Below are 18,837 nucleotides of genomic sequence, written 5' to 3' on the forward strand. Positions count from 1 at the left end.
GATTGATCCATTTTATATGCCCGTTTCTTTTTAGGTACGCGGAATACATAAGGTAAATTCCAGTCCGCTATCGCGGTTTTCGGCCATCAGGGTACCGGACAGGCTTTGAGCTAGCTGAAGTGCGATCGTCAGACCAATACCGGTTCCGGTCACGCCTTCGGTAATCTCTGATTTCACCCGATAGAACGGCTGGAAGATATGTTTCAGCTCTTTATCCGACAAGCCTTTGCCGTAGTCACGCACGCGGATATAAATACTCTTATCATCCTGGCTGGCACTGAGTCGGACCTTTTTGCCTTCGGCAGCATATTTTTCCGCATTGCTAAGCAGATTGCTGATGATTTGAGTGATACGGTCGATATCGCTGTGGGTAGTCAGGTGTCCCTCCACCGTTAGTGCCAGATGAATGCCTTTTGCCTCAAATACCGGGGTAAAAATAGTATGAATCTGTGCCAGTAACTGGTTGATATCCACCGGCTGCAAATTGATTTTTGGCGATTTGGTAAACGTCAACACGTTTTGAATCAGGCGGGACAGGCGCCGACTCTCACTGATGATCACCTCAAGATAGTGAGTATTCTGACTATCTTCTTCCTGCTCCATCTCTTTAAGCATTTCTGCATACAGCGTGATATTGGTGAGCGGGGTCTTAAGTTCATGGGATACCTGACCGACAAAACTAACCTGTTGACTGGCCAGCCGGGTAGCCCGGTTAAATTCACGATACAGTGATAGGGCAATAATCCCTACCGCCAGAATAACAATGAATAACAGACCAATAGTGAAATAATAGAGCGAATAGTTGCTGTTATTGCTGGCGTAATAGTCAATCTTCCAGGCATGAAGCGGAAAGGGCAGCGCCTGATTATAGGTTGGCTGTTTGGTTTTATCATAAGTGCGGGTCAGTGACTGATACAGCACCTGACCGTTGTCCGAAATGATCAGACTATCCGGTTCATAGTTGAAATCGATGCTGGAGACGATATCTGACAGCAATTTCACATAGGACAGTTTAAATCCGATAGTTCGCTCATTGAGGCGATGCCAGTAAATCAGAACCGGCTGTTGCTGATCCTGCATTACATACCAGCCGGAATCGGGCCGCTTATCATCAGACTGATGCTGTTTAGCGATAAGAATGGCCGGATCCTGAATAATGGGGGTAATCAGCTCAATAAAGCGTGACTCTTTTTGATTCAGCGGATTGTAGGCATCCGGAAACACCAGTTTGTTATGCTCCAGTACAAACAGCGCTTCAATATCGCTGTCCTGAGCAATCAAAGTATTAAGGGAGAGTGGATCCAGTTTCAGGTAGGCCAGAATGGCACTCAGACGAATTTGCTTTTGTCCCAACTGCTGCAAAATGAAATCCTGAGTTTGCGCCACCCGGGTTTTTGCCAGTTGCTGGGTTTGATACTCGTTCAGGGTGCTTTCCTGCGATAGGGTACGGTATCCAAAATAGCCAATCAGCCCGACAATCAGGACAGTGACGACCATAAACAGATAAAGAAACTTTTTAGATTTCATTTCATACCCAATTATATTATTGATAAACCGGAGATTAGATTACCTAATCTCCGGTGCAAAAAGTGTTACTTAGTTTTTAGATTGCTGTTTTTGTGTCTTATAGGTGTTCTCTTTCATACTTTTACGGGAAACTGCGTCGGACTTGCTATCAAGATCTTCGGAGAGCTTTTTATTCTCAACGGCACTGACGCTGGCTTTAGCCTTAGCCGATGGACTGCTGACTGAGTCCGATAATGCGCCTAAAGTGGAGGCGTTTTGCTGAATAATCCAGTTAGCTTCATCCTTTTTGCCTTCGTCCAGCAACTTAATGGCTTTCTCATTTTCAATGTTGGCTTTTTGAATGGCAGAATCAACAACGATCTCTTCCTGTACTGCCTGCTTTACTGCCTGTTCTGATTTGCTGTAAGCAATATCAATGCGGTTTTCCAGATTATCTTTTTTGCTGGTTTGTAAGTTGTCATAGCTGATGACTACATCCGCCAATGGCTTTTTCTCATTCTCTTTGCCTTTAGGTGGGATAACTTCCAGCAGCACATACTTTTCCTGATTGGAGTACAGCTGATTCATTTTTACCGTAACGTTATTGCCTTTAATATCACCCTCTCGGCCCAACAGACGTACTGGCTTAACGCCGTCTTGCAGACGGATAGTAATGGTGACTTCCTGAGCAACGACTGACATCACATCTTTAAATTCACGCACAAACGCTGCTTCCAGATCCGCTGATTTCTCAACGAATGCATGGTTACCGTCGCTGTAGCTGGCCAGCGCGGTCATCAGGTCTTCGTTATAACTGGCACCTAAACCAATGGTGGTAACGGCGATGCCTTGTTTAGCGGCAACAATACCTAAATCAGCCAGCTCTTTGGTGCTGCTTGGCCCTACGTTAGCCTGACCGTCAGAGAGCAGAATAATACGGTTTACCTGATCTTTTTTATGGAATTTATTAACTTCCTTAATGCCTTTACTGACACCAGCAAACAGGGCTGTCCAACCCTGTGGAGTGATTTTGTCATTAATGGTTTTAATCAGCTTCTGCTTGTTGTTGGCTTTGGTAGCAGGGATAACCACATGAGCATCGTCGTCATAAGCAATAATCGAGATGATGTCATCATCTTTCAGCATATTGATTGCCAGTATCGCCGCTTCACGGGCTTTTTCGATACGGTCACCGGACATGGAGGTTGAACGGTCAATAACCAGCGCCAGATTGATGGGCGTGCGTTTATCCGTATCCTGTTTGGTACCTGTTAGTGAAACCTTCAGGTAGTTATGTTCTTGTGAACCCTCCAGAATAATTGGAGATGAAAGCTCACTCTTGGTTATGACATAAGGGGTTGGGGTAACGGCGATCGATGTCGCAAAGGCTGAACCGGATAAAAGGGCCAGAGCAGAAAACAGATACTTTATATTCATCACATAACTCCTGTAATTGGTGGTGTTCCGTCATTATTGGTGAATAAATTTTTGAGTTGTGTGTTTAATGCATAAGAATGTAACAAATTGTAACTACTGCCTGAAGACTGAATTACAAACCCGACTCCCGACGTTCAATCTGCTTTTCAATTCGTTTAAGCGCTTGCCGACAGCGCATTAAACGGCCTTCCAGCGCCGCCAGTTCTTTTTGAATCTGCTGTTGAGCCGATAGGGTAGTTTGCAAAATAAGCTGGCTCTCTTTATCTCTCAGCATCTCTTGCAGGCGTCGTTCATAGTCCTGATGCTGGGCCAGCGTTTGGTAAATATCGCTGTTAGTTTTTACTGCGGTAGTATTGTTTTTCCGCAAATTCAGGGTGGCCAGTTCTCGCTGTAAGGCCGTGATTTGCGCCACGATGCGTTCAGCAAGAAAAGCCACCTGCTCCAGACGATTTTTATCCACTTCCTGTTTTAGCTGTTGTAGATTTTTTTCTACTTCGGTCAGGTAGTGACTCAGGCGGGAATCGCGTTGGTTAAACAGTTGATCGTCAAAACGGGGAGGCATGACGCCGGAGGCTGGGGCATCAGCAATAGCCTGTGCCAGTTGCTGTACCTGATGCTGTAAAGCCTGTAATAACGCGCCGGTGTTCATAGGCATCCCTGATTGGTGTAAGGTGGCAATAATGGTCAGACGATAGCCTTTGCCGAAAGACGTGAAGACATCTTATATCAGCGGACGTTTGAATAAAAATTGGATGTGGAAATTGTCTGTGATTACACCGATTGTGCGAGAATGACTATCATTACATTGGGGTGAGGACTATTTTTGATTAGGCTGGCCTCAGGGTTTCTATAACGGGCGGGATTATGTATCGATGGTTTCTTCTCTGCCTCGGCTGGCTGGCGATGGGGTTAGCCTGTCTTGGCGTTATATTGCCGGTATTGCCAACTACGCCCTTTTTGCTGTTGGCGGCCTGGTGTTTTGCCCGTTCATCACCACGTTTTCACTATTGGTTATTGTATCGTTCATGGTTTGGCCCTTATTTACGCTACTGGCAGATATATCGTGGTTTGCCGCCGGGAGTAAAAAGTAAAGCGATTTTATTGATCGTTATTACTTTTGCCCTGTCGCTATGGCTGGTCTCTTTATTGTGGGTCAGAGTATTATTGTTGGTGATTTTGCTGGTGTTACTGGTATTTATGTTAAGGCTGCCGGTTATTGATCCACTACAGCAAAAAAGTGATTAATTCCTTTATTGTGACAACTACCAGTTGCATTTCCTGCGGGCTTTGCATAGATTTGAACGTTTTTCGCCGCTGTCCCTGCGTTTATTGATGGAAAAATAGACCCCGACAACGGCGTTATGGAATAGAACCGTTAGTTAACCGGGTAAATATTTATGACGACGACAGAACAGCAGCTAGCGCTGATCAAAGATAGCATTATGACTATCCCTGACTATCCAAAAGCAGGAATCCTTTTCCGTGACATTACCACGTTACTGGAAAACCCGGCTGCTTTTGCCGCAACCATTCAGATGATGGTTGATCATTACAAAGATAAAGGTATCACCAAGATTGTGGGTACCGAAGCGCGGGGATTTCTGTTTGGTGCTCCGGTTGCTTTAGCGCTAGGGGTTGGTTTTGTCCCGGTGCGTAAAAAGGGCAAACTGCCTCGTGAAACGTTGCAGGAAACCTATGATTTAGAATACGGTACTGACGTGTTGGAAATTCATACCAGCAGCATTCAGCCAAATGATAAAGTGCTGATGATTGATGATCTACTGGCAACCGGCGGCACTATTAGTGCTACGGTAAAACTTATCCGCCGTTTGGGTGGCGAAGTCAGCGACGCGGCTTTTGTTATTGAATTACCTGAACTGAGTGGTCGGGCACGTTTAGCCGCTCAGGACGTTGAAAGTTATAGCCTTATCTCGTTTGACGGTCATTAATCCAGAACAAACGTCGTCGCGAATCATCGGCTGTGGTAAGATGTTTCACTCATTTTAATCGACTTTTCTGGTACCAATGAGCTATCAAGTTCTGGCCCGTAAGTGGCGCCCACAAAGCTTTGCAGATGTTGTCGGTCAGGAACACGTCCTGACCGCCATTTCGAATGGTTTGTCTTTAGGACGAATCCATCATGCTTATCTTTTTTCTGGCACCCGTGGCGTAGGTAAAACCTCGATAGCTCGTCTGTTGGCTAAAGGTCTGAATTGCGAAAGCGGTATTACCGCTACCCCCTGCGGTAAATGTGGTAACTGCCGTGAAATCGAGGAAGGGCGCTTTGTCGATCTGTTAGAGATTGATGCCGCCTCGCGTACTAAAGTTGAAGACACACGTGAATTACTGGACAACGTCCAGTACGCACCGGCCCGCGGTCGCTTCAAAGTCTATCTGATTGATGAAGTGCATATGCTCTCCCGCCACAGCTTTAACGCACTGCTGAAAACGCTGGAAGAGCCGCCGGATCACGTCAAATTCCTGCTGGCTACAACCGATCCACAAAAATTGCCGGTTACCATACTCTCCCGCTGTTTACAGTTTCATTTGAAAGCGCTGGACGTGGAGCAGATAAAGGGGCAGTTAGATAAAATTCTTCAGGCTGAACACATTCAGTCCGAACCCCGGGCGCTGCAACTGCTGGCCCGTGCGGCGGAAGGCAGTATGCGCGATGCCCTTAGTCTGACGGATCAGGCAATAGCTATGGGCGATGGCGTGGTCGCCACCGAATCTGTCAGCATGATGCTGGGTACGTTGGATGATGAACATTCCCTGTCGCTGGTTGAAGCACTCAATCAGGCAGATGGAGAAAAGCTGATGTCACTGGTCACGCAAATTGCGGCTAAAGGCGTCGACTGGGAAACTTTGCTGGTGGATATGCTGGCTCTGTTACATCAGGTAGCGATGGTACAGCTATTACCTTCCGCCTTAGATCCACTGCAACAAAATGAACAGCGGATACGTGAATTAGCGCGGCAAATGGCTCCGCAAGATTTACAACTCTACTATCAGACCCTGTTAGTGGGCCGTAAAGAATTAGCCTATGCGCCAGATCGGCGGATGGGTGTTGAAATGACGCTGTTACGGGCCCTGGCCTTTCACCCTAAAGCAATAATAAAAGCGCCAGAAGCGGCAGCGCAAAATACCAGTGCGCCGGTATCACCGGTTTCCCGACCGGCTGCGCCAGCCTATGAGGCGCGCCATGAACCTCAGAGCGTACCTGTCTATACTGCCCATGATATGCCATCGTCAGCTCCATCTGAGTCGCCTGCGCCTGTAGTACCAACTTCAGCACCGGCACCGCAAGAGGAGCAAATAACGGCAGGTTTGTCAGAAACCACTGCCCGGATGCTACAGGCCCGAAACCAACTGCGGCGAAGTCAGGGGAATCCCGACCCAAAAAAGGGTGAACCGGCGGCACCATCAAAAGTGAAGCCGGGATCTTCGGTGCTGGAACGTCTCGCTTCGGCAACCGAAAAGAGTGCTGTTGCCCGAAGCAAAGCGCCATCATCGGCTCCGACTAAAAAAGAGAGCTATCGCTGGAAAGCGCAAAATGATTTTGAAGCGGTTAATGAACCGGTAGCTACGCCAAAAGCCTTGCGCTCTGCGTTAGAACATGAAAAAACACCGGAGCTTTCGGCTAAACTGGCGCAAGAATCATTAACCAGAGATCCATGGGCGGCAGAAATCAACCAAATGCCATTGCCAAAACTGGTTCAGCAACTGGCATTGAACGCCTTTAAGCAACAGCTGTCTGAGAATGAGGTCTGTCTGCATTTACGACCTTCTCAGCGCCATTTGAATTCGGATTCTGCTCAACAGGTACTGGCTCAGGCTATCAGCCAACTGTCCGGTCATCCGATTACGCTGACTATCGTTGAAGATGAAGATATGTCGGTTAAGACACCGCTGGAATGGCGTCAGGCTATTTATGAAGAAAAGTTAACTCAGGCTCGGGAATCAATAGCGACAGATCAGCATATACAAACGCTGTGCCGCTATTTTGAAGCTGAACTGGATGAAGACAGTATTCGACCCGTATAAACGATCGTTGTTAGCTTAGTTAACGGCGATAATTGATTTTTTACCCATAGCAAAGAGAGAGATAACCATGTTTGGTAAAGGCGGTCTTGGCAATATAATGAAGCAAGCTCAGCAGATGCAGGAAAAAATGCAGCAGATGCAGGAAGAGATTGCAAAGATGGAAGTCACCGGTGAGTCTGGTGCAGGTATGGTTAAAGTTACTGTCAACGGTGCACATAACTGCCGTCGCGTGGAGATCGATCCAAGCCTGATGGAAGATGACAAAGAAATGTTAGAGGACCTGATTGCTGCCGCATTTAACGACGCAGCCCGTCGTGTTGAAGAGACACAAAAAGAGAAGATGGCTCAGGTTTCTGGCGGTATGCAATTACCCCCTGGCTTTAAGATGCCGTTCTGATGCAAACCAGCCCACTGTTAGAATCTCTGATGGAAGCCCTACGCTGTTTACCCGGCGTAGGGCCGAAGTCTGCACAGCGTATGGCTTTTCAACTGTTGCAGCGCGATCGCAGCGGAGGTATGCGTTTAGCGCAATCGCTCACTCGCGCTATGTCGGAAATTGGTCATTGCCGTGACTGCCGAACCTTTACGGAAGAAGAGGTTTGTACCATCTGCGGTAATCAACGCCGTCAAAACAGCGGTCAAATCTGCGTAGTGGAAAGCCCGGCAGATATTCATGCCATTGAGCAAACCGGCCAGTTTGCCGGTCGATACTTTGTATTGATGGGGCATCTTTCTCCATTGGATGGTATTGGCCCAAATGATATTGGGTTGGATCGTCTGGAAGAACGTCTGGCATCAGAAAAAATTAATGAAGTGATTCTGGCCACTAACCCAACGGTAGAAGGTGACGCCACCGCTAACTTTATCGCCGAGATGTGCGGTATGTATGGGGTGATGGCCAGCCGCATTGCCCATGGGGTGCCGGTGGGTGGTGAGTTAGAGATGGTGGATGGCACGACACTTTCGCATTCGCTGGCGGGGCGGCAGCAGATTAAGTTTTAGATTTAGTTCTGAGATAGTTTCGTCCATCACTAGTCCTGTGCCTGAATTAACTCTTGTGCAGGTGGCCGAGCAAGAGGCGCTTAGGCGAGCACCTCCTGCACCTCCGCGCCTTCGCACACGAATTCAGGCCGCCTGACGGCGACGGCCTTCCTCCTTCATTCGGCCTTTACGCACCGGCGCAGAGCCGGAGTACTCGCCTCATCCATGAGGCTCGGTCTTTTGGGCCAGCACTTTGTGCTGTTCAAAATTGCTTCTGCAATTTTGTCCGGCGAAGCAGTGACTCGACCAACATTCATGTTGGTCGTGCTGGCCTCTCTCAATCGTCAGCTGAATTCCAGTGCTCCTAAAGGTCAAAAGATTAAGGTCAAAATATTAGGGATAAAAGCGGCTTTGTTATTACTTTAGCCGCAGTTATTATGTTTTTTCATCAATCACTTCATCATTCTCTTGAAAAACCTCACCTTAATCCCCATCTGTTTACCATTCCCATAGCGTTCAGGGCATGTAGACATCTGCCTGAGTAAAATCAAGTAATTGAGGTAAGTAATGAGCATGAAAAGTCAGGAAACCAGAGGATTTCAGTCAGAAGTTAAGCAGTTACTGCATTTGATGATTCACTCTCTCTACTCCAATAAAGAGATCTTTTTGCGTGAGTTGATATCTAACGCCTCCGATGCGGCGGACAAATTACGTTTTCGCGCGCTTTCTAATGCAGATTTATATGAAGGTAACGGCGAACTTGGTGTGCGGGTGTCGGTTGATAAAGAGAAGCGTATTCTGACCCTGAGTGATAACGGCATCGGTATGACCCGGGATGAGGTCATTGATAATCTGGGTACTATCGCGAAATCAGGAACAAAAGCCTTTCTGGAGTCGATGGGTAGCGATCAGGCAAAAGACAGCCAACTGATTGGTCAGTTTGGGGTTGGTTTTTATTCGGCTTTTATCGTTGCGGATAAAGTGACGGTTCGTACTCGTGCCGCAGGGGCAGCAGAAGACCAGGGCGTTTTCTGGGAATCAGCGGGTGAAGGCGAATATACCATTGCCGATATCAGCAAAGCCGATCGCGGTACTGAAATTACATTGCACCTGCGTGAAGGGGAAGATGAGTTTCTGGATGACTGGCGCGTGCGTTCCATTATCAGTAAATACTCCGACCACATTGCATTACCGGTAGAAATTCAGGTTACCGCAGAGAAAGAGGGTGAAGAACCGGTTGTTAGCTGGGAAAAAATTAATAAAGCTCAGGCGCTGTGGACCCGCAATAAAGCGGAAGTGACAGATGAAGAGTATAACGAATTTTATAAGCACGTTTCCCATGACTTTAGCGACCCGCTGGCCTGGAGCCACAATCGGGTAGAAGGTAAACAAGAGTATACCAGCCTGCTGTATATCCCTTCTCAGGCTCCCTGGGATCTATGGAACCGCGACCATAAGCATGGACTGAAGCTGTACGTACAGCGCGTATTCATTATGGATGATGCCGAACAGTTTATGCCGAACTACTTGCGTTTTGTTCGCGGTCTGATTGACTCTAATGATTTACCGCTGAACGTATCCCGTGAGATTCTGCAAGATAACCGCATTACTCAAAGCCTGCGCAATGCCTGTACTAAGCGGGTTCTGCAAATGCTGGAAAAGCTGGCTAAGAATGACGCAGACAAGTACCAGCAGTTCTGGCAGCAGTTTGGTTTAGTGTTAAAAGAAGGTCCGGCAGAAGACGGTTCCAACCGTGAGACCATTGCCAGCCTGTTACGCTTTGCCTCCACCCATAATGACAGTGATGCACAAACCGTTTCACTGGCTGATTACATCAGCCGTATGCAAGAAGGTCAGGAGAAGATTTACTACATTACCGCGGATAGCTACGCAGCAGCAAAAAACAGCCCGCATCTGGAGCTGTTCCGTAAAAAAGGTATTGAAGTTCTGCTGTTATCCGACCGTATTGATGAGTGGATGATGAGCTATCTGACCGAGTTTGACGGTAAGTCATTCCAGTCCGTTAGCAAAGCCGATGAAGCACTGGATAAGCTGGCCGATGCGGAAACCGAAGAGCAGAAAGAGGCTGAAAAAGCGCTGGAACCTTTTGTTGACCGCACCAAAACCCTGTTAGGGGATAGAGTGAAAGAAGTTCGCCTGACCCATCGCTTAACCGATACGCCAGCGGTGGTGACTACGGATGCCGATGAAATGTCGACCCAAATGGCTAAACTGTTTGCGGCAGCAGGTCAGAAAGCACCAGAAGTGAAATACATCTTTGAGCTGAATCCGGACCATGCACTGGTTAAACGCGCATCAGAAGTTACCGATGATGCAACCTTTGGTGAGTGGATTGAGTTACTGTTAGATCAGGCATTACTGGCAGAAAAGGGCAGTCTGGACGATCCAAACAGCTTTATCCGCCGTATGAACCAACTACTGTTGAAGTAATGATAGTAGAAAGTTAACCGCGCTAAACAGGCCGATAGTCCATATCGGCCTGTTAATTTTATAACCATACGGGAAATAAAATCAGTGAAAATACAAAAATAGTATATTTATTTCAGTGGGTTAATATGCGTTTTTGTTTATTATGGTCTTTGTCTCTGCTCAATCTGCCTCTTGAGCATCCTGACGTAGGGTGATAAGGTTCGCTGGTTTTTCATAATTTTTATATAAAAGCTAAAATTCTAGGGGATTTACGCAATGCGTATCATTCTGCTTGGCGCTCCCGGCGCCGGTAAAGGCACTCAGGCTCAATTTATCATGGAGAAGTACGGTATTCCGCAAATCTCCACCGGCGATATGCTGCGCGCAGCAGTAAAAGCAGGTTCTGAATTGGGTAAGCAAGCAAAAGAACTGATGGATGCCGGTAAGTTAGTGACCGACGAACTGGTTATCGCTTTGGTGAAAGAGCGTATCGCTCAGCCAGATTGTAAAAATGGCTTCCTGCTTGATGGGTTCCCTCGCACTATTCCACAGGCAGATGCGATGAAGGAAGCGGATATTCAAGTGGATTATGTACTTGAATTTGATGTTCCTGATGAAATCATTGTTGAACGCATTGTTGGTCGTCGTGTACATGCTGCTTCTGGCCGTGTTTATCATATTAAATTCAACCCATCTAAGGTTGAAGGTAAAGATGATGTCACCGGCGAAGAGCTGACTATTCGTAAAGACGATCAGGAAGACACCGTGCGTAAACGTCTGGTGGAATACCATGCGTTAACCAAGCCACTGATTAACTATTACAGTGCTGAAGCCAAAAGCGGTAACACTCGCTATTTCAAAATCGACGGTACTCGCAAAGTAACCGAAGTTAGCGATGAACTGGCGAAAATTTTGGGGTAATTCCCTGAAGGTTTAAAGAATTAAAGGCGGCTCTGGCCGCCTTTATTGTATATTAAACTGAATGTGTGTCAGATAATTTAAGGATAAATGAAATGACTCCATATGTTCGCCTGTTGTTAATTGCCGCATAATTAGCTGGAACCAGCGCATGCAGCATTCATCCCGAAGCTGAGTCAATGGAAACGCTTCCGGAGGTGTTGTCTTGCATATCAGCCGAAGAAGATGACGGTACTGTTGCCTGCGTTAATTACGCTCCGGATGAAAGTTTTGATAATGGTCCTGGAGTACAGGATGCCGTGGCTGATGCGCTATAACTGGCGGGTTTAAACCTCAGACTATCGCAACGGATGCCATAATCAATCAAGATAGGGAAGCAATCCGCAGAGTGAGCCAGTATAATATTAACCCATCACCGCTAACCGTTATCCCAGGAAATTATGTCATCAGAATTCATAACCGATCGCGTTAATTCCCCGCTGAATCAGCCTAAAACTGGCATATTACTGGTTAATTTGGGTACGCCCGATGCACCCACCGCTGCCGCGGTAAAACGCTATTTGACTCAGTTTTTACAGGATCGTCGGGTTGTGGACCTTAACCCCTTGGTATGGTCTTTGATACTGAAAGGGGTGATTCTGCCGCGTAGGGCGCCCAGAGTGGCAAAACTCTATCATGAGGTCTGGATGGAGGAGGGCTCTCCGCTTCTGGTTTACAGCCAACGCCAGCAACGGGCATTGGCCGCTCGTTTACCTCAAACGCCGGTAGAACTGGCAATGACCTATGGTTCTCCCTCCGTTAAGCAGGCGCTCGACCGGTTACAAAGCCAGAGTATTAAGCGCTTAGTGGTATTGCCACTCTATCCCCAATACTCTTGTTCAACCACAGCGGCTGCCTGGGATGCACTCTCAGCCGAACTGGCTAATCGTCGTGACCTGCCGGACATTTCGTTTATTCGTGATTATGCGGAGCACCCGCTTTATATCGCAGCATTAGCGCGTTCTATTCGGACATCGTTTGAGCGCTATGGCAAACCCGATTTGCTGCTGTTTTCTTATCACGGTATCCCACAGCGCTATGCGGATGAAGGTGATGATTATCCCCTGCGTTGTGAAGCGACTACCAGAGAGGTTGTCACTGCCCTAGGGCTGGCGCCTTCAGAGTACAAAATGACCTATCAGTCGCGTTTTGGCCGTGAGGTTTGGTTACAGCCTTATACCGACCAAACCATGCGGTCGCTACCATCTCAGGGTGTCAAATCTATACAGGTGATTTGCCCGGGCTTTGCATCAGACTGTCTGGAAACCATTGAAGAAATTGAGCAGCAGAACAGAGCTTTTTTTCTGGAAAACGGCGGGGAGAGTTATCACTATATTCCTGCATTAAATGACAGCACTGAGCATATCGATCTGTTTGAGGCATTGGTTACCGAGCGCGGTTTATAGTTAATTGGGTATAAAATAAAGGCCAGCGCTTGCCAAACGGCAGGTCACTGGCCTGATAATGATGACGGCAGGTTAAATAGGACAACCTTCCATCATGGTATCTTTTTTGTTTTCTCTGTCCTGATATAACTCATCAATCATACCTTGTGCGATTTCACGCTCACCCATAATCACATGATTTGCGCCACGCTCTGAAATGTACTCTACTTCGTCATCGTAATGGGCACGGGCGATAATCAACAGGTCAGGACGCTGGGAGCGGGCATAGGCCACAATTTCACCAGCTTCATAACCGTTAGGGGTGGTCACCAGCAGACAGTTGGCGCAGTCCAGTCGTGCCAGCATCATAATTTCATGGTTACCGGCATTGCCCAGTACGGTACTGATATCCCGCTCCCGCAGAATTTCTACCCGCGACAGTGAGTTTTCAACCACCACTAATGGAATATCCTGATCGTGCAGGCGTTCACAAAGAATATTGCCAACCCGACCATAGCCAACCAGAATTACGTGGTTACACATATCCACCGGAACCTGTGCCACTTCTTCTTCCACCACCTCTTCGATAATCTGGTCTTCAATGGTTTCAGTTTTAGCCAAATATTGCCCTACCAGATTAAACCCCAGTGGGTTAAGCAGAATAGAAAGAATGGCACCGGCCAGAATCAAACTCTGACCATCTTTATTCAGTACCCCTAATGCAACCCCCATACTTGCCAGAATAAAGGCAAATTCCCCAATTTGTGCCAGACTGGCAGAGATAGTTAATGCAGTACGTTTTGAGTGACCAAACATACGTACAATCAGAAAAGCAGCAATAGACTTGCCCAGTACGATAATCACTAATGTACCCAGAACGGCTAACGGCTGTTCAATCAGCGTCATTGGCTCAAACAGCATACCAACGGAGACAAAGAACAGTACCGCAAACGCATCGCGTAGCGGCAGGGTGTTTTGCGCCGCCCGGTGGCTCAGTTCGGATTCGTTAAGCACCATACCGGCAAAGAACGCGCCAAGCGCAAATGAAGCGCCAAACAGCTGCACAGAGCCGTAGGCGATTCCCATAGCGATAGCCAGAACCGAAAGGGTAAACAGCTCGTTGGAGCCGGTACCGGCACTTTTTGCCAGTAACCACGGCACCACCCGACGACCTACGACAATCATCAGCACAATAAAGGCAATCACTTTACCAAGGGTTATGCTCAGAGAAACGGCCAGATTGGTAAAGTCACTGTGCCCTTGTTGCATAATGCCGGTGATGGCCGGTAACAGAACCAATGCCAGTACCATGGCTAAATCTTCTACAATCAGCCAGCCAATAGCGATTTTTCCCCGCTGACTTTCAATCAGCTGTCTCTCTTCAAGCGCTCGCAGTAACACCACGGTGCTGGCGGTGGAAAGACAGAGTCCAAATACGATACCGATCATCAGATCCCAGCCTAATCCATAAGCCAGGCCCATACCCAGTAGCGTTGCGACGGCTATTTGCACAATAGCGCCGGGAATCGCAATCTTTTTTACTGAAAGGAGGTCTTTAAGGGAGAAGTGCAAACCTACACCAAACATCAGCAGGATAACGCCAACTTCGGCTAACTGATGGGCTAAGGCTTCATCAGCGACAAATCCTGGAGTATGTTTACCCGCGACAATTCCTGCAATCAGATACCCTACCAGAGGGGAAATTCGCAGGCGATTGGCGATAAGGCCGAAAATAAAGGCCAGTACCAGGCCTCCGGCAATGGTGGTAATGAGTGGTGTAGAATGATCCATTAACGCTCCTTTTTGTTGTGGGGAAAAGGGGACGTTTTAATTTTATGGTATTTATCGTACTTTTGCTTGGGAATGTTTACTGTTTATGAAAAAAATTATCAATTAATTAATGAATCAATTAAAGAGGGCTATTTATACAATATTGAACAATTATCATCATGCTCTATAAGGTTTTTTCATGAAAAGAAAATTTTTTTAAACGTAGTAGGTAGCCAGATTACTACACCTTATTCTCAATATTTGGCAGCAGAGCGGTTAAAATTCCCAGCAGAGGAAGGAAAGCACATATATGGTATACCGTCTCTATACTGGTTTGGTCAGCAACATAGCCAAGTGCCGCAGCTCCCAGCCCTCCCATGCCAAAAGAGAGTCCAAAGAATAAACCGGAAACCATACCGATTTTCCCCGGAATTAGCTCCTGGGCATACACCAAAATGGCAGAAAAGGCGGAAGCCATAACCAGACCAATAATCACGGTCAGAATACCGGTCCAGTAGAGAGAAACATAGGGCAAAATGAGAGTAAAGGGTGCTGCACCAAGGATAGAGGCCCAAATTACATACTTACGCCCAATTTTATCACCAACAGGCCCGCCAATAATGGTTCCGGCAGCAATAGCAAATAAGAAAAAAAATAAATGAATTTGAGCATTTTGCAGGCTAACACCGAACTTATGCATCAGATAAAAGGTGTAATAACTGCTAATGCTGGCCAGATAGAAATATTTGGAGAAGATCAGCGAAAGTAGAATAAATAGCGAAAAGGCAATGGTGCTATTGGGTAATTTCTGTGCGGTTGACGGTCGTAATGGTTTTCCGCCGTTACTACGTTGTTGTGTCTGATACCAACGGCCAATTTGTAATAACACTACGATAGCCAGTAAAGGCGCGATAGTAAACCAGGTTAATGTACCTTTGCCATAAGGTGCAATAAACGCCGCTGCCAGTAATGGCCCCAATGAGGCGCCAAAGTTGCCACCAACCTGAAAGATAGACTGGGCCATACCGTGGCGCCCGCCGGAAGCCATACGGGCAACCCGGGATGATTCAGGGTGGAATACCGAAGAGCCGGTACCTACCAGCGCAGCGGCTATCAGTACCATATGAAAGTTTGAGGCATAAGCCAGCAATAGCAAACCAACCAGAGTAAAAGTCATCCCGACCGGTAGCGAGAACGGTTTAGGGTGCTTATCGGTATAGAGTCCGATTAACGGCTGTAATAATGAAGCGGTTAACTGGTAGGTCAGGGTAATTAAGCCTATCTGACCAAATGACAGTGAAAACTCACCTTGTAACATTGGGTAGATGGCAATAATCAGCGATTGGGTCATGTCATTCAGCAAATGAGAAACGCTGATTGCGCCTAATATGCGAAATGATGTTTTACGCGAATTATCCACCGCAGGTGGCAATGTATCGGTACTGGTTTGATTTGTCATAGTATTCGCTATTTTTGCTGAAGATGCCTTAGAACATAGCACTGACCCAAAGCATAACCGATAAAACCCTGAACCGGACTTTATCGGTTATGCTTAGTTAAATGGGTGTGAAGTCAGTATAGCGTGGTGGTTATCGGCATTAAAAGCGTTATTGCGTGTTAAATCACCATTTCTGTGGGGAGTTAACGACCTTCTGCTGCAATAGGGGCAAAGGTGGCCGAAGTTAGACGACACAGGTCCGCCGGTGCCAGTTCAATATCTAATCCACGTTTCCCTCCAGAGATATATATGGTGGGAAACGCTTCGGCTCCGGCATCGATAACCGTCGATAGTCGTTTCTTCTGCCCTAATGGGCTGATGCCACCAATCAGATAACCGGTAACCCGTTGAGCCTGCATAGGATCGGCCATCTCTACTTTTTTAGCTGACAGCGCTTTAGCCATCTTTTTCAGATCCAGCATGCCGGATACCGGTACAACCGCCACGGCTAACTGTTTGATATCACCATTTATGCTGACTAACAGGGTTTTATATACGCGTTTGGCATCCAGACCCAGTTTGTTAACCGCCTCGTCACCAAAATTGGTTTCGTTAGGGTCATGATCGTAAGGATGTAGGGTGTGGTTTACCTTTTGTTTTTTTAACAGATCAACTGCGGGCGTCATAACAAATACCTTTCAGGCTAACTATCAGTAAAATCAACGAATGGTTAAAGTGGAGTAGCATTATCATAACCGGTTACGCCAGTATTTTCTTTTAATAGCTGTAGCAAATTATGCTCACCAAACAGATGTAAAGCACCGACCACCACCACATACTCCCCTTTTGGCAGGGCCAGTAGCTGCTGTACCCACTGGCGATTGCGATTGGCAACCATCAGATCGTACAGATCGCCCTCCATACCATAAGGTAAACTCAGAGGTTGATTATTGGGATGTTGATTTTGCCACCAGCCAATCATGGTTTGCATTAGCTGTTCGTTATCCTGCCAGTGCATGAGTGAATCCTGCAATAAAGGCATGCCATTATTGGGAAGCTGTTCCAGAAGGTCGAGCTGTTTTTGAGCACCTTCCAGTTCAATAATCTGGATATCATACTGATTGGCTGCCTGTATCACTTGATAGTCAATACCATAATCCCCTTGCAGGCCAAACTGCTGTGCCTGGGCGTTTTGTAATACCAACGCCGCCTGCCAGCCTGATTCAGTGGCAATATGTTTAATATCGAGTTTGAGCTGTTGGCTAATTTTAGTCAGCTCCAGATACTCTGACTCACTCAACCGCTCTGAGAGATGAGGATAATCGTTACGGTTATTAAAATTAACCGGTTTGGAAATATCGACTTCGACAATGATTCCATCAGCCTGCTTCAGGCGCTCCATCAAGGTTACAGGGAGCGGGGACATGGCTTTGGTGCCCATATGAATACTCCCCACCAGATGCAACTGACTGCCGTTAGGCATCAACAGATCGTAAGCCGGATAAGCGCAAACCAGTGGCGGTGCTAAACCCAAAACGAGAGCCAGTTTTCGAAGCGTTTTAATCATTAGAATCTCAGAGCTACCGTAGTTTAAGGTTATTAGGCATTAACTGTGGGAGGGGATCAAGCAATGGGCTATTTCCTGATGTGAAAACAAACTGATGAGTCTTAATATTGTAGACTCATTGTGAGTTATCCGGTCGCTTTAACATATTTTTACAAATTCCACCCCCAAATAATCCCCGATTATTCAGATTGATAGCCATAGTTTTTGCACAACACTTATTTTTCTACTGAAGCGCCTTTTTTCCTCGCAAGAGTATAATTTGCAGACAGTAAAACAATACATCAATCTCACATAATATTCTGTTTTATAAAATAAAATGAAATAATAATCTATTGTTATTAGATGGTGACTAAAGTCTAATAAGCGCCTTTTTAAGGCACCCTTCATCATTTCTTATAACGGATAAAATTACCACAGATAGGGTATGTCTTTTAAAAACAATTACATCCCCATTGGTCGGAAAGGGAGTTTTTCGCATTTTGGGGGAGTCATCGCATTACTACCTGTTGGTATTCTCTGCTCAAAACCCGATGACTTCAACACTGACCCGGTGATGTCGGGAGTTCAATTTGAACTGGCCGTATTAAGGACGATAACAATGAAATATGGAAATTTTCATATTACTGCCCCATTGATGTTGTGTGGTGAAATGAATGAAGCCGAAGTGCTGGGAGCCTCGGTCTGGTTATGGATGCACTCTCCGCAACACAATACCGCCTCGTTAAATACGCTACCAACTTTGCTATTGCCGATAATTAAAAATCAGCAGTTTGCTCTGGTCAGTGAGGGCAATAAGCCGGTGTTTTTTCTGTCGTGGGCATGGATGGATGAACAGGCTGAGTGTCGTTACTTTACTGAAGATTTCTTAATGTTCAGAGAAGAAGACTGGACCAGCGGTGAACGCCTGTGGATCCACGACTGGATTGCTCCATTTGGTCATTCGATGGTCATGAGGCGAATTGTCTCCGATATCATTTTCCCTGAGCACTTTGGCCGTATGATTTATCACAAAACTAAAAACTATCAGACCAAAACCTGGCATGGAAAGAATATCCAACGGCAGGAAAAAGATAAGTGGTACAGGGAACATCCGGTTATCAAAGATGAAGCGACACTGAGGCTGTTATTACAAAAATCAACTCAGTAATAATATGTTATGAACGGCGTAAGTCACTAATTAAAAATAGAGAAGAACAGTAAAAAGGATTTTACTAATGAACAAGCATTTATACCGCGTTATTTTCAACCGGGCCCGCGGCCAGTTAATGGTGGTGCCGGACATTGCCGGTGCCCGTGCCGACGGGGGGAGTTCCCGTGTTTCA

18 protein-coding genes are annotated in these 18,837 nt (G+C 46.6%); 11 read left to right on the forward strand and 7 right to left on the reverse strand.

What is annotated here, in order from left to right; all coding sequences use genetic code 11:
- Positions 1-30 precede the first annotated feature (30 nt).
- From LPW36_RS13140 to priC, 3 genes are all read right to left on the reverse strand, one after another.
- Positions 31-1,527 carry a sensor histidine kinase gene (locus LPW36_RS13140; protein ID WP_230610310.1) on the reverse strand — a complete coding sequence of 499 codons (1,497 nt, stop codon included), beginning with the start codon at positions 1,525-1,527 and terminating at the stop codon, positions 31-33.
- A 69-nt stretch (positions 1,528-1,596) separates the two neighbouring features.
- Positions 1,597-2,943, reverse strand: coding sequence for a vWA domain-containing protein (locus tag LPW36_RS13145; RefSeq protein WP_230610315.1), 1,347 nt, complete (start codon positions 2,941-2,943; stop codon positions 1,597-1,599).
- Positions 2,944-3,055: 112 nt separating this feature from the next.
- On the reverse strand, positions 3,056-3,592 hold the full coding sequence (priC, locus tag LPW36_RS13150; protein ID WP_230610317.1) for a primosomal replication protein PriC: 537 nt from the start codon (positions 3,590-3,592) through the stop codon (positions 3,056-3,058).
- A 215-nt stretch (positions 3,593-3,807) separates the two neighbouring features.
- On the opposite strand from priC, the gene LPW36_RS13155 reads away from it, so the two are divergent.
- The 9 genes from LPW36_RS13155 (at position 3,808) to hemH (ending at position 12,761) form a co-directional block, all read left to right on the forward strand.
- Positions 3,808-4,188: a DUF454 family protein gene (locus LPW36_RS13155; RefSeq protein WP_230610319.1), complete on the forward strand. Its 381-nt coding sequence runs from the start codon at positions 3,808-3,810 to the stop codon at positions 4,186-4,188.
- A gap of 152 nt (positions 4,189-4,340) precedes the next feature.
- Positions 4,341-4,892: an adenine phosphoribosyltransferase gene (gene apt / locus LPW36_RS13160; protein ID WP_230610321.1), complete on the forward strand. Its 552-nt coding sequence runs from the start codon at positions 4,341-4,343 to the stop codon at positions 4,890-4,892.
- Between the two features lie 76 nt (positions 4,893-4,968).
- A complete protein-coding gene (gene dnaX, locus LPW36_RS13165; RefSeq protein WP_230610323.1) occupies positions 4,969-6,987 on the forward strand; it encodes a DNA polymerase III subunit gamma/tau in 2,019 nt (672 codons plus the stop codon).
- A gap of 67 nt (positions 6,988-7,054) precedes the next feature.
- Positions 7,055-7,384: a YbaB/EbfC family nucleoid-associated protein gene (locus LPW36_RS13170; protein WP_130593684.1), complete on the forward strand. Its 330-nt coding sequence runs from the start codon at positions 7,055-7,057 to the stop codon at positions 7,382-7,384.
- Positions 7,384-7,989, forward strand: coding sequence for a recombination mediator RecR (gene recR, locus LPW36_RS13175; protein ID WP_230610327.1), 606 nt, complete (start codon positions 7,384-7,386; stop codon positions 7,987-7,989). Before LPW36_RS13170 ends, recR begins: the two co-directional genes overlap by 1 nt.
- A gap of 204 nt (positions 7,990-8,193) precedes the next feature.
- Complete coding sequence (locus LPW36_RS13180; RefSeq protein ID WP_230610329.1) at positions 8,194-8,394, forward strand: hypothetical protein; 201 nt, start codon at positions 8,194-8,196, stop codon at positions 8,392-8,394.
- 147 nt (positions 8,395-8,541) lie between these two features.
- A complete protein-coding gene (htpG, locus tag LPW36_RS13185; protein ID WP_230610343.1) occupies positions 8,542-10,419 on the forward strand; it encodes a molecular chaperone HtpG in 1,878 nt (625 codons plus the stop codon).
- A 255-nt stretch (positions 10,420-10,674) separates the two neighbouring features.
- Entirely contained in the window at positions 10,675-11,319 is a 645-nt protein-coding gene (gene adk, locus LPW36_RS13190) for an adenylate kinase (RefSeq protein ID WP_218465298.1), read from the forward strand.
- A 476-nt stretch (positions 11,320-11,795) separates the two neighbouring features.
- Complete coding sequence (gene hemH / locus LPW36_RS13195; RefSeq protein WP_230610346.1) at positions 11,796-12,761, forward strand: ferrochelatase; 966 nt, start codon at positions 11,796-11,798, stop codon at positions 12,759-12,761.
- A gap of 72 nt (positions 12,762-12,833) precedes the next feature.
- On the opposite strand, the gene ybaL is transcribed toward hemH, so the two are convergent.
- The 4 genes from ybaL to LPW36_RS13215 form a co-directional block, all read right to left on the reverse strand.
- Entirely contained in the window at positions 12,834-14,531 is a 1,698-nt protein-coding gene (gene ybaL, locus LPW36_RS13200) for a YbaL family putative K(+) efflux transporter (RefSeq protein WP_230610331.1), read from the reverse strand.
- A 220-nt stretch (positions 14,532-14,751) separates the two neighbouring features.
- Entirely contained in the window at positions 14,752-15,969 is a 1,218-nt protein-coding gene (locus tag LPW36_RS13205; RefSeq protein ID WP_230610333.1) for an MFS transporter, read from the reverse strand.
- A 182-nt stretch (positions 15,970-16,151) separates the two neighbouring features.
- Positions 16,152-16,634, reverse strand: coding sequence for a Cys-tRNA(Pro)/Cys-tRNA(Cys) deacylase YbaK (gene ybaK, locus LPW36_RS13210; protein WP_230610335.1), 483 nt, complete (start codon positions 16,632-16,634; stop codon positions 16,152-16,154).
- 44 nt (positions 16,635-16,678) lie between these two features.
- A complete protein-coding gene (locus LPW36_RS13215) occupies positions 16,679-17,515 on the reverse strand; it encodes a TraB/GumN family protein (RefSeq protein ID WP_230610337.1) in 837 nt (278 codons plus the stop codon).
- Positions 17,516-18,113: 598 nt separating this feature from the next.
- On the opposite strand from LPW36_RS13215, the gene LPW36_RS13220 reads away from it, so the two are divergent.
- Together LPW36_RS13220 and LPW36_RS18000 are read left to right on the forward strand one after the other, a co-directional pair.
- On the forward strand, positions 18,114-18,662 hold the full coding sequence (locus LPW36_RS13220) for a toxin-activating lysine-acyltransferase (RefSeq protein WP_230610339.1): 549 nt from the start codon (positions 18,114-18,116) through the stop codon (positions 18,660-18,662).
- Between the two features lie 67 nt (positions 18,663-18,729).
- On the forward strand, positions 18,730-18,837 hold a 108-nt coding region (locus LPW36_RS18000), incomplete at its 3' end, for an ESPR domain-containing protein (RefSeq protein ID WP_420844783.1).

Source organism: Limnobaculum eriocheiris (genome assembly GCF_021010575.1).
GTDB classification, from domain to species: Bacteria; Pseudomonadota; Gammaproteobacteria; order Enterobacterales; family Enterobacteriaceae; genus Limnobaculum; species Limnobaculum eriocheiris.